The organism is Streptomyces sp. NBC_00335, from assembly GCF_036127095.1.
Classification (GTDB): Bacteria; Actinomycetota; Actinomycetes; order Streptomycetales; family Streptomycetaceae; genus Streptomyces.
In genome coordinates this window covers 853230-865012 of the sequence record NZ_CP108006.1, presented here as the reverse complement: position 1 = coordinate 865012, position 11783 = coordinate 853230, and the positions used below count along the sequence as shown (strand labels likewise).

At 71.6% G+C, this 11783-nt stretch carries 11 protein-coding genes; 7 read left to right on the top strand and 4 right to left on the bottom strand.

The genetic code is table 11. From position 1 onward, the window contains the following. Positions 1 to 120 precede the first annotated feature (120 nt). Positions 121 to 687 carry a TetR/AcrR family transcriptional regulator gene (locus tag OHA37_RS03920; RefSeq protein ID WP_266902475.1) on the bottom strand — a complete coding sequence of 189 codons (567 nt, stop codon included), beginning with the start codon at positions 685 to 687 and terminating at the stop codon, positions 121 to 123. A 100-nt stretch (positions 688 to 787) separates the two neighbouring features. Between OHA37_RS03920 and OHA37_RS03915 the strand changes: the two genes are divergently transcribed. The 5 genes from OHA37_RS03915 to OHA37_RS03895 are packed head-to-tail and all read left to right on the top strand — an operon-like array spanning position 788 to position 6107. After that, positions 788 to 2530, top strand: coding sequence for a CocE/NonD family hydrolase (locus OHA37_RS03915; RefSeq protein WP_266902473.1), 1743 nt, complete (start codon positions 788 to 790; stop codon positions 2528 to 2530). Next, positions 2527 to 3477, top strand: coding sequence for an ABC transporter permease (locus tag OHA37_RS03910; RefSeq protein ID WP_266902471.1), 951 nt, complete (start codon positions 2527 to 2529; stop codon positions 3475 to 3477). The genes OHA37_RS03915 and OHA37_RS03910 overlap by 4 nt, the downstream gene beginning before the upstream one ends. Continuing rightward, on the top strand, positions 3474 to 4331 hold the full coding sequence (locus OHA37_RS03905; protein WP_266902469.1) for an ABC transporter permease: 858 nt from the start codon (positions 3474 to 3476) through the stop codon (positions 4329 to 4331). The genes OHA37_RS03910 and OHA37_RS03905 overlap by 4 nt, the downstream gene beginning before the upstream one ends. Then, positions 4328 to 5323, top strand: a complete 996-nt coding sequence (locus OHA37_RS03900) for an ABC transporter ATP-binding protein (RefSeq protein ID WP_266902467.1) — start codon at positions 4328 to 4330, stop codon at positions 5321 to 5323. The genes OHA37_RS03905 and OHA37_RS03900 overlap by 4 nt, the downstream gene beginning before the upstream one ends. After that, entirely contained in the window at positions 5316 to 6107 is a 792-nt protein-coding gene (locus tag OHA37_RS03895) for an ABC transporter ATP-binding protein (RefSeq protein ID WP_266902466.1), read from the top strand. The genes OHA37_RS03900 and OHA37_RS03895 overlap by 8 nt, the downstream gene beginning before the upstream one ends. Before the next feature lie 257 nt (positions 6108 to 6364). Here the strand turns inward: OHA37_RS03895 and OHA37_RS03890 are convergent, their stop codons facing one another. Further along, positions 6365 to 7813 carry an amidase gene (locus tag OHA37_RS03890; protein WP_266902465.1) on the bottom strand — a complete coding sequence of 483 codons (1449 nt, stop codon included), beginning with the start codon at positions 7811 to 7813 and terminating at the stop codon, positions 6365 to 6367. A gap of 29 nt (positions 7814 to 7842) precedes the next feature. Then, positions 7843 to 9495, bottom strand: coding sequence for an ABC transporter substrate-binding protein (locus OHA37_RS03885; protein WP_266902463.1), 1653 nt, complete (start codon positions 9493 to 9495; stop codon positions 7843 to 7845). 304 nt (positions 9496 to 9799) lie between these two features. Between OHA37_RS03885 and OHA37_RS03880 the strand changes: the two genes are divergently transcribed. Next, positions 9800 to 10261 (top strand): DUF3237 domain-containing protein, encoded by a 462-nt coding sequence (locus OHA37_RS03880; protein WP_266902461.1) that lies wholly within the window; start codon positions 9800 to 9802, stop codon positions 10259 to 10261. Between the two features lie 28 nt (positions 10262 to 10289). On the opposite strand, the gene OHA37_RS03875 is transcribed toward OHA37_RS03880, so the two are convergent. Next, a complete protein-coding gene (locus tag OHA37_RS03875; protein ID WP_266902459.1) occupies positions 10290 to 10703 on the bottom strand; it encodes a MarR family winged helix-turn-helix transcriptional regulator in 414 nt (137 codons plus the stop codon). A 165-nt stretch (positions 10704 to 10868) separates the two neighbouring features. Between OHA37_RS03875 and OHA37_RS03870 the strand changes: the two genes are divergently transcribed. Beyond that, positions 10869 to 11780, top strand: a complete 912-nt coding sequence (locus tag OHA37_RS03870; RefSeq protein ID WP_266902457.1) for an SDR family oxidoreductase — start codon at positions 10869 to 10871, stop codon at positions 11778 to 11780. The last annotated feature ends 3 nt before the right edge of the window (positions 11781 to 11783 follow it).

Sequence of the window (11783 nt, the reverse complement as noted above, 5' to 3'; positions counted from 1 at the left end):
CGATATGGCGGACACCGAGGCCCGACCTCGGCAGCTCAGGCACCACCCTCGGCGGTTCAGGTGCCCCCTCGGCGGTTCCGGCCTCGGTCAGGCCTCGCTCAGGCCTTGATCAAGCCTCGCTCAGGCCTCGATCAGAGCGTCCACGACGGCCCTGGCGACGCGGCTCGCGCGCTCCGGTGTCCAGTGGGACGGCTCTTCCACTGATGAGACGTAGTAGCCGCGGGTCAGCAGTGAGAGGAGGTCGGCCGCGAGGCCGGCGTCGGGTACTCCCGCGGCGATGGACGCCTCCAGGAACTCCTGGCGCGATTCGCGCGGCTCGTGGTGGTCTACGCCGCCCGGGTCGGAGTGTGCCGACGAGAGCATCTCGATCCAGAGCGAACGGAGCAGCAGGTCTTCCGGCTCCGTGCTGAGGTGCCATTCCACCGTGGCGCGCAGCCGGTCCGGGCCGGCCAGTTCGCCCAGGTGGGCCTCCAGGTCGGCGCGCCAGCGGGATTCCGCGGCGCGCACGGCGTTGGTGATCAGCTCGGTGCGGGTGGGCACGTAGTTGGTGACCATGGCCGTGGACCCGCCGAGCTCCTTGGCCACGGCGCGGATGGTGACGGCGCGCGCACCGTCCCGGGCGGCGACCGCGAGGGTCGCGTGGGCGATTGCCTTGCGGCGCTGGACTTCGTCGACGTCGATCGGCATGGAAGCAACCTAGCTCAGAGGGGGTTGACGCTGAACTCATCTAAATGCAACGCTGTTATATCACGTTGTTTTCTAAAGGTTTGCTTCCATGGAGGGCTTCATGAACCTTGCCGTCCGACAGGTCACGTCGGAACCCGTCCCTCCGTCCGCACGGCAGCACATGGTCCGGATGCGCGACGGCGTGCGGCTGGCCACCGACGTGTACGCCGCCGCCGGGGGGTCGGCGCCGGCGCCGACCGTCCTGGCCCGCCTGCCCTACGACAAGAACAGCCGGTACGTCTTCTTCGACCGGATCGCGGAGCGGTTCACGGCGCGCGGGTACGTCGTGGTGGTCCAGGACGTCCGGGGCAAGTTCCGCTCCCAGGGCCGGACCCTGGGCTGGACCGGAGAGGTCGACGACGGCTACGACACCCTCGACTGGATCACCCACCAGCCCTGGTCCGACGGGGTCGTGGGCATGTTCGGCGACTCGTACTACGGATTCACCCAGTGGTCGGCGGTCTCCAGCCAGCATCCCGCGCTGCGCGCCATCGTCCCCCGGGTGACCTGCACCGCGAACGCCCCCGGCGTCGCCGCCTACGACTCCGGCTCGGGCCGGCAGCCCCTGTGGCTGGAGGGGGCCACCTATCAGGCGCAGGTGTGGACGGACAACGACACCTACGAGTTCGACGTCGATCTCACCCGGCGCCCGATCGTCGCCGCCTACGAGGAGGCGTTCACCGCCATCGGGAAGCGTTCGGCCGGCTTCGACCTCATCGTCGGCGGCATCCCCCTCGCCCCGTACAACGGTCCGCACCCCTACGACGCCCGCCCCGTGCCCGTGCTGCACTGCGTGGGCTGGTTCGACAACCTCGGCATCGCGCACATGCGCGACTACACGGAGCTGGCCGAGCGCCCCGGGTGGGCGGCCGTCCAGTACCTGGTCGCCGACACGATCGACCACGAGAACTACTTCCTGGAGGACGCCCCGGCTACGCCCGAGACCGACCACGGGGAAGGCGATGCCGCCCTTGAGCGCATGCTCGATTCCTACGCCGGGACCGCGATCGAGTTCTTCGACATCTTCCTGAAGGGCGCCGCACGGCCCGACTCCCTGCCCCGGGTGCGCTGGAAGCTCGGCCACGAGGGCTGGCGCACCGCGGAGACCTGGCCGCTGCCCGAAGCCACGTCCGCCGAGCTGTACTTGACGGATCCGGCCGAGGCGGCCGGAACGGTCCCCGGGGGCAGACTGGCCCCGGGCCAGGCCGGCCCGCCGCAATCGGCCCGGTGGCGGTACGACCCCGACGATCTCGTGCCGTCCGCCGCGGCCGACACCTTCCTGCAGTTGCGCGACCACGCCGACGAGCGCCGCACCCTCGACCGGGACGACGTCCTCGTGTTCACCGGCCCCGCCTCAGACCGGCCGCTGGACCTTGCCGGCCCCGTACGCGCGGTGCTGCACGTGGACAGCACGGCGCCCACCTTCGACGTGTTCGTCCGTCTCCTCGACCTGGCCCCGGACGGCACGGCGCGCCTGATCGTGCGCGGCTGCGCCCAGGCCGACAGGGCGGGCGAGCTGGACATCACCCTCGGGCACACCGGCTACCGGGTGCGCCCGGGGCACCGTCTCGCGCTGATGATCGCAGGCAGCGACTTCCCGAACCACCTGCCCAACTCCGGTTCGCTGGAGAGCCCTTGGCTGACGACCTCGCCCAAGGCGAGCCTGCAGACGCTGCGGACCGGCTCCGCCCACCCTTCCCGGCTGTGCCTGACCGTCCTGCCCGACGGCTCGGCCGTGCACCACCCGGCCGTGCACCACCCGGCCGCGGAGCGGCTCCGCCGTGAAGGGGGCGGTCCGAGATGAGCCTGCGATTCGCCACCACCCGGCTGGGCATGCTCGTCGTGACCGTGCTCGTCTCCAGCCTGGCCATCTACGGCGCGATGTTCCTCACTCCCGGCGATCCGGCCACGCTGCTCGTCGGCGGCAGCCGGAACCCCGACCCCGCGGTGCTGGCCCAGATCCACCGCGAGTACCACCTGGACGACCCCTTCATCCAGGGCTACTGGCACTGGCTGAGCAACTGCCTGCAGGGGGACTTCGGGAAGTCCCTCGTCTACCGCGACTCCGTCGCCGGACTCATCGGCGCCCGCGCCGGAGACACCCTCGCGCTCGTCTCCTACGCCTCCGTCCTCGTCCTCGTCGGCGGCACCGTCATCGGCACCGTCGCCGCCCTGCGCGGCGGACGTACGGAAACCCTGGCCACGACCCTGACGGCGGGTGCGATGGCGGTACCGACCTTCATCATGGCGGTGCTGCTCATCTGGCTCTTCGCCGTGCAGCTGCCGTGGTTTCCCGTCTACGGTTCCGGCGAGGGCTTCGGCGGCACCCTCACGCACCTGACGCTCCCGGCCGTCGCCCTGGCGCTGACCTGGATCGGCTACGTCGCCCAGGTGACCCGTACCGCCGTCCGCGCGGAGATGCGCTCCGAGCACGTCGAGACCGCCCGCAGCCGCGGCGTCCCCGAGCGCACGGTGATCAGGCGGCACGTGCTGCACAACGCCTCGGGCCCCGTCTTCGCCGTCTCCGGCGTCGGCGTCGCCGGGCTCATCGCCACCGCGGCCGTCGCCGAGCAGGCGTTCGGCACCGGAGGGCTCGGAGCCCTCATGATCGAGGCCGCGTCCAAGCAGGACATGGCCGTCGTACAGGCCGTGTCGCTGGTCTTCGTGGTGGTCTTCGTCGTCCTCAACACCACCGTCGACCTGGTCAGCGCCGCGCTCGACCCCCGAACCGCGCAGAAGGGGGTCCGATGACCACCGCCCTGTCCACCCGTACGGTGCCCGCACGGCGCACCGGCCCCCCGCGCGACCACCTGACGCTCGCGGCGGCCTGCGTCGTCGCCCTGTTCGTCCTGCTGGCCGTGCTCGGCCCCCTGCTCGCCCCGCACGACCCCAATGCCGTCGACCCGCTGAACGTCAACGCCGGACCCTCCGCCGCCCACCTCCTGGGCACCGACGACACCGGACGCGACCTGCTGTCCCGGCTGATCGCCGGAACCCGCGCCAGCCTCTGCGCCCCCGCCGTCGTGATCGCCGTGTCCACCACGCTCGGCACCCTCCTCGCGCTGGCGGCGGCGTGGTGCGGAGGCCGGCTCGACCGGTTCGTCTCCGGAGCCCTGGACATCGTCTTCGGCTTCCCGGGGCTGATCATGGCCGTCCTCGTCGCCGCGGTCTTCGGCGCCGGACTCGTCGCACCGATCGTCGCCCTGTCGATCGCCTACCTGCCCCTGATCACCCGTGTCGTACGGTCCGCCGCGATCAAGGAGCGCCACCTGCCCTACGTCTCGGCGCTCCAGCTCCTCGGCGCGCCCACCGCCCGCATCTGGCTGCGGCACCTCCTGCCGAACCTGCTCCCGCTCGTCCTGGTCCAGGCCACCATCGGATTCGGCTACGCCCTGCTCGACGTGGCGGCGATCTCCTTCCTCGGACTCGGCAGCCAGCCCCCGGACCCGGAGTGGGGACTCATGGTCTCCAACGGGGCCCCCTCCATCCTCGCGGGACAACCAGAGCAGTCGCTGTACGCGGGCCTCGCCATCCTGGTCGTCGTCATCGCGTTCAACCTGCTGGGGACGGGCCTGTCCCGACGTCTGCTCGGAGAGAACGCATGACTTCCACACCGCTGCTGAGGATCGACGCGCTCGGCATCGACCTGCCCGTCGACGGGGCCGCCCGCACCGTCGTCCACCGCGCCGATGTCGCCATCCACGAGGGAACGGCCGTCGCCCTGGTCGGCGAGTCCGGATCCGGCAAGTCCCTGACCGCCCGCGCCGTCATGGGGCTGCTGCCCCGGACCGCCCGGATCCACGGAGACGTGCTGTTCGCGGGGGAGTCCGTCCCGCGGATGAGCCCCGAGCGCCTGCGCGCCTTCCGCGCCGGCGAGGTCGCCATGGTGTTCCAGGACCCCCGCGCCCACATCAACCCCGCCCGCAGCGTCGGCGACTTCCTGATCGAAGGACTCACCACCACACGCCGCGTGCCGGCCGCCGAGGCGGTCCGGAAGGTCACCGGAATCCTGCGGGAAGTCGGCATCGCCGATGCCGACCGGCGCATGCGCCAACGGCCCCACGAGCTGTCGGGCGGTCTGCTCCAGCGGGTGATGATCGGGGCCGCGCTGGCCGCCGAACCACGCCTGCTCCTCGCGGACGAGCCGACGACCGCCCTCGACGTGACCACGCAGGAAGAGGTCATGGCCATCATCGGCGAGGCCCGCGAAGCCCGCGGGCTGGCCATGCTGTTCATCACCCACGACCTGGAACTCGCGGCAGCCGTGTGCGACCGGGTCGTGGTCATGTACGCGGGCTCGACCGTGGAGGAACTCCCCGCCGGCCGCCTGCGCTCCGGCGCCGCCCACCCCTACACGCGCGCCCTGCTGGCCTCCCGTCCCTCGGTCTCCGACACCACCGCGGAACTCCGCTCGATCCCGGGCAGACCCCTGTCCGGCTTCGAAGCGCCCGACGGATGCGCCTTCGGGGAACGATGTCCGCGCGTACGGGACCTGTGCCGCAGCGACCGACCGCACCCGAGCACCACCGCCGACGCCACGGCGGCCTGCCACTTCCCGCACACACCCTCGACCGAGGAGGCCGGTAGCCGTGCTTGAGGTACGCAACCTCCGCAAGGAGTTCGGTGACTTCGTCGCCGTGGACGACGTGACGTTCTCGCTCCCGGAGCACGGTTCCCTGGCGATCGTCGGCGAGTCGGGATCGGGCAAGACGACCACCGCCCGCATGATCGCCGGGCTCGAAGCGCCGAGCGGCGGACACGTCGTCGTCGACGGGGACGAGCGCCGGGCCGGGCGGGCGCGTTCTCGCGAGCGCCACGTCCGTGGCCGGCAGATCCAGATGGTGTTCCAGGACCCCTACTCCTCCCTGGACCGGCGTCAGCGGGTCGGGGACGCCGTCGCCGAGGCGGTCGCGCTGCACCGGCAGCTGCCCGCCGACCGGCTGCGCGCCCGGGTGACCGAACTGCTCGACATGGTGGGCCTGGACGAGCGGCAGGCACGCTCGCTGCCGAAGGCCCTCTCCGGCGGACAGCGCCAGCGCGTCGCCATCGCCCGCTCCCTGGCCGCCGAACCACGGGTACTGATCCTCGACGAGGCCATCGCCGCCCTGGACGTGTCCATCCAGGCGCAGGTACTGGCCCTGCTCGCCCGTATCCGTGCGGACACCGGCACCGCCCTGCTGTTCATCACGCACGACCTCGGCGCCGTCCGGCACATCAGCGACGACGTCCTGGTGATGCAGGCGGGAAGGGTCGTCGAACAAGGCCCGGTCGCGAGGGTCCTCGGCGCTCCGCAGGCCCCGTACACCCGGCGCCTCATCGACTCCATCCCGAAGCCGGGCTGGAAGCCGCGGAGGATGGCGGACAGGGCTGCCGCCCCCTGACGTCCCGCGTGCCACGCGGCGCACAACGACGAAGACGCCCGCCCCGGTGAGGGGGCGGGCGTCTTCGTCGTTGTGCACCCGGGTTCGTGCGCTCGGGTTCGTGCGCCCGGGTCCCGGTATCGGTGAGGCCTTCCCCGGCGAGGTTCCAGGCCCCCGGCGAGCCGTGCGGCGCGCTGGAGGAAGCGGGAAACGGCGTGCCCCGGCGGTCTGGGAAGACCGCCGGGGCACGCCGTTGGTGTGCCGGGGACACGGGTCGGTCAGCCGGTCGTTGCCCAGGAGAGGGTCGGCCGGGTACGGGTGGCCCGGGTCTCGATCGCCGTGGCGACGTGCAGCAGCAGGTCCTCCTGGAAGCGGCCGCCGATCAGCTGTACGCCCGACGGCAGCCCGTCGCGCAGGCCGGTGGGCACGGAGATGGCGGGGAACCCGAGGACGGGTACGGCCTGCATCGGCCACTGTGAGGCCAGCAGTTCGCCCACCCGGGCGTCGCCGGCGAGGTCGGCGTCCTGCTCGAAGGGCGGCTCGGCGCAGACCGGCGTCAGCACGACCCGGTCCTGGCCCAGGAACTGCTGGAAGCGGCTGATGAGGGTGCCGCGGCGGGCGTACCCGCGGATGTACTCGGCGAGGGTGGGCTGCGCGCCCCACATCTCCGCGGCCGCGGCGAAGCAGGACGCGAGGGAGACGCGTACGGCTTCGTCGCCGAACATCTCGATCTCGGACATCATCGTCTTCAGCTCCTGGTAGATCAGGAGCGACCACAGCCGGGCGGCCTCGCCGAGAAGAGGAAGCTCGATCTCCTCCACCTCGTGGCCGGCCTCGCTCAGCCACCGGGCCGCGTCGTCGATGGCCGCGTCGACGGAGGGGTGCGGCTTGGTGCCTCCGACGGAACGGACGACCGCGACCTTGACCCGGCCGGGGGTGCCCAGCGGCGGCCGCACCGGGAGGCCCACGGGGTCGTTCAGATCCGGGCTCACCATGGCGTGCAGGCCGAGCCGGACGTCGTCGACGGTCCAGCCGAGCGCCCCGTGGACGGCCATGGTCTGGAAGGACAGCGGGCTGTCGAACTCCTCCGCGCCGCGCGGCTCCACACCGGAGACGAGTCCCATGGTGGGGCGCAGGCCGACGGCGCCGCAGCAGTACGCGGGGAAGCGGACGGAGCCGCCGATGTCGTTGCCCTGCGCGATGGGGGTCATGCCGGCGGCGACCGACGCGGCGGCGCCTCCCGAGGAGCCGCCCGGCGTGCGGGTGGGGTCCCAGGGGTTGAGGGTCGTGCCGTGCAGTTCGTTTCCGGTGAACCAGCGCACGGCGAAGGCCGGGCTGTTGCTGCGGCCCAGCAGGGTCGCCCCCGCGTCGCGCAGGCCGGCGATACAGACGGCGTCGTCCTGGGCGACGGCGCCGGCCCAGGCGGCGACCCCGTGCGAGCTGGCGTACCCGCGCTGCGAGGTGTTGATCTTGGTGGACACCGGGACGCCGAGCAGCGGGGGCAGTTCTCCGCCCGCGGCCACCGCGGCGTCGGCGGCCGCCGCCTGGGCGAGGGCTTCCTCGGGCCGGATGTCCACGAGGGCGTTCAGCGCGGGGTTGGTCTCCTCGATGCGTGCGAGGAAGGCCTGCGCGACCTCGGTCGCCGAGAAGGTCTTCGCGCGGATGCCGGCGGCCAGTTCGGCGGCCGAGTGGTCCCACAGGGGGGTGCCACCGGTGGTGTCGGTCATCGTCGTCTCCTGATTCGAAGGGGTGGCGGTCACTTGGCGGTCCCGCCGAGGTGGGCGGCCCACGGCATGCCCATGTACGCGAAGGAGGTCGGCGCACCGCTGATGCGCTCGTTCATGAACATCCGCTCGTGCGTGGTCGCCAGGAACACGGCCGGGGTGGTGGGGGTGAAGAGGGCCTGGGCCTGCGCGTACGCCGCGGCCGAGGCAGCGGGGTCGGAGGAGGTGCGGGCCTGGTCGAGCAGCCGGTTCACGTCGGGGTTGTCGTAGCCGGTCCAGTTGAAGATGCCGCGGGGGGTGACGCTCTCGGCCACGTAGGACGCCGGGTCGGGCATCGTGACGTAGCCGAAGGTGAGGATGAGGTCGAGGCCCTTGCGGACCGAGGGGTCGTAGAAGAGCGAGGACATCTCGGTGGGCTGGAGCTGCTTGATCTCGATGTCCACGTCGATCTTCTTCGCCGCGGCCTGGATGAAGGTCAGGGCCTGCAGCGAGCGCTGGTCCCCGGCGGGAATGGCGGCCACCAGCGGACGCCCGGCCGGGCGGGCCCGTGCGACCAGTGCCTTCGCCTTCTCCACGTCCGGCCGGGGGACCTCGGGCAGCGCCGCGTAGGCCGCGTCGAACTGGGCGGCGGCCTTGTCACCGCTCCAGGTCAGGGGCGGGACGAGGGACTTCAGGGTGGTGGCGTCGCCCCCGAAGACGTGTCTGATCAGCGCGTCGCGGTCGATGACCAGGGACAGGGCGTCCAGGAGCTTCCGGTCGGCCGCGGGCGACTCGGCGTTGCCGGGGATCAGCAGGACGTTCTGGGTCGACGGGCCCAGGTGCACCTCGCCGTTGTCCGCCCTGGCGAGCGCGGTGGCGCTGCTGGGCGGAAGTTCGTACGTGCCGTCGATCTCGCCGGACAGCAGGGCGCTGGTCAGCGTGTTGTTGTTGGTGATGAACCGGAACTCGATCTGCTTCACCTTCGGCTTGAGCCCGGTGTCCCAGTACGCGTCGTTGCGTTCCAGGGTGATGCCGGTGCCGGACTTCCAGGACCCCAGCTTGAAGGGCCCCGTACACATCAGGCCGCCTTTGGGGCTGCCGTAGGCGGCGCCGGCCTTCTCGGTGTACGCCTTCTGGCCGACCGCGCCGAACGACGTGGACAGGGCCTTGGGGAGGGTCTGGTCGTACTTCTCGGTCCGCAGTGTCACCTGGTGGGGGCCGGTGGCCTCGATCGAGGTCACGGCGGCCAGGTAGTTGCCGTAGAGGGCCTGTGTCCTCGGGTCCCGCTGTCGCTCCAGGCTGTGGATCACGTCCACGGGGGTCATGGGCGAGCCGTCCCAGAAGGTGACGTCCGGGCGAAGGTCGAGGACCAGGTTGTGGTCGTCGGTCCAGGCGACCTTCTGGGCGAGGCCGGGGCTCAGGGAGAAGTCCGCGTTCATCCGGGTCAGGGTGTCGCAGAGGTTGGCTTCGACCGTCTGGGGCGAGTAGTCGCCGATCTTGGCCGGGTCGAGGGTCGTCGGTTCGCCGTAGGGCAGGGCCCAGGCGATCCGGTCCACCTCGGAGCTGCCGGGCGCCGTGGTGGTGGTGAGACGTGCGGCCGAGGCCGTGGGGGTTGCGCCGTTTCCGGTCGTCGAGCCGCTACATGCTGTGGCAGCCAGCAGTCCTGCGCTCGTCAGCACGATCAGCACCGATCTTTTCGCAGCCATGGCTGATGCTCCTTGCCGAGGGGAGTGAGAAGGAGGGGGACGCTCGACACGGGGGGTGTGGGGGAGGCCGCCCGCGAGCCGTCATAAACGAACGTCATATAACGTTGTTGCATGTCACGCTTGCATCTGGTGAGCTAGGGCGTCAAGAGCAAGGCGCGACTCTCTCCCGGATCGGGCATTCGCCCCGTCTGGCCCGGCCCGGCGCCGCGATCGGCCTGACCGGCGGCGATGTCGCGCGGCCCCGCACCCTCGGTCGTCGACCGTGCGGGCCCGTCGTGCTCCCTCACAGAATCGGAGAACCGCCATGTCCTTCACTCCCGCCCTCGACTTCGCGTTCGAGATCCGGGCCGAGGTGGCCGACACGCTGCACATCGGCCACGGCGACGGGGAGGTCGCCGAGTTCACCCCCATCACCGGGGGCAGCGTGGACGGGCCCCGCCTGCGGGGCAAGGTCCTTCCCGGGGGAGGCGACTGGAGCAGTACGCGCGGGGCGGTGTGCGAGCTGGAGGCCCGCTACCTGCTCCAGGCCGAGGACGGCGCCGTGATCGACATCGTCAACCGCGGCTACTACAGCCCCAAGGCCGACACCCCGGACCAGTTCGACGGGGAGCTCCAGGTCTCCGAGGCCGGGCACTACTACCGCACCTCGCCGGTCTTCCGTACGGATGCCCCCGCCCACCGCTGGCTCGCGGAGACGGTCTTCGTCGGGCTCGCCCGCCCGGACGGCGACAATGCCGTGGTCATTCGCATGTACGCGCTCAAGTAGCGGGCCCGGCCCGATCGGCGGGGACCCCCTAGGACAGGGACCGCCAGGCCCCGACCAGGGCCTGGCGGAGCACGCCGATCTCCTCGGCGCTCAGGTCGGCCACCATGCGCTCCTCCAGGAGGCGGGCCGGCTCGGCGTACTCGGCGAGCAGTCGCCGCCCGGGGTCGGCGAGCAGGATGAGGCGTTCGCGGCGGTTGGCGGGATTGGGCTCGCGCCGGATCAGTTCGCGGCTCTCCAGTGCCCGGACCATGTCGGCCATCGACTGTGCGGTGACGAACGAGTCGCGGGCGAGCTGTGCGGCGGAGATGCCGTCGTGCCGCTCCAGCACCGTCAGGGCGGTGTACTGCAACGCCGTGATCCCGGCGGGCCTGACCAGCTCCTCCAGGCGGGCGCGGACCGCCAGCTCCGTCCTCTTGAGCAGGTAGAGCAATGAGGTGCTCACGTTCGTCCTCCCGTGGTGGTGACAGGACGCCCAGACTAGGGCATTGACAGGAATCCTGTTGATTGCACAGACTGACGTTCATCAGGATTCCTGTCGATCCCGGCTCGGGCCGGCACCTCGGTGTATCCCCTTCCCCCCTTCCCGTACCTACGAGAGGCCCCTCTCATGAATCTCCACGGCAAGGTCGCCGTCGTCACCGGCAGCGGACGAGGTCTCGGTCTGGCATACGCCCGGGCCCTCGCCGCGGCAGGCGCCGCCGTCGTCGTCAACGACGTCGACCGGGCGGTCGTCGACGCCGCCGTCGCCTCGATCACCTCCGAGGGCGGTACGGCGACCGGCGTCGTCGCGGCGGTCGGCGACAGCCGATCGGCGCAGCAGCTGGTGGACACGGCGGTCGAGGAGTTCGGCCGGCTGGACGTGCTCGTCACCAACGCCGGCATCCTGCGCGACCGGGTGCTGTGGAAGATGACCGACGAAGATTTCGACGACGTCGTCCGCGTCCACCTGCGCGGCACCTTCACCTGCGCCCGTGCGGCAGCCGTCCGCATGCGCGAACAGGGGACCGGCGGCCGGCTCGTCCTCATCTCCTCGCCCGCCGGACAGCGCGGCAACTTCGGGCAGACCAACTACGCCGCCGCCAAGGCGGGCATCGTCGCCATGGCCCGCACCTGGGCCATGGAGCTGGGCCGCGCCGGCATCACCGTCAACGCCGTCGTGCCCGTCGCGGCCACCGAGATGACCAAGTCCATACCGGCCTTCGCCCCGCTGATCGAGGAGTCCGAGCGCACCGGCGAGCCGCTGCCCGACTGGCTGCGCAAGGACGAGGGTCTCGGCACCGTAGAGGACGTCGCCGCGCTCATCGCCTTCCTCGCCTCGGACGCCTCCGACGGAGTCACCGGACAGGCCATCGGCATCGGCGGCGACCGGCTCGCCCTCTGGACGCACCCGCAGGAGAAGGCGGTCGCCTTCGCCGGCGGCGGCTGGAGCGCCGACGCCATCGCCGCCGAATGGCCGGGCGGCGTCGGAGCCGAGCCCGAGACCTACGGCATTCCCGCGCCCCAGATCCCGGGGGCGTGAGAT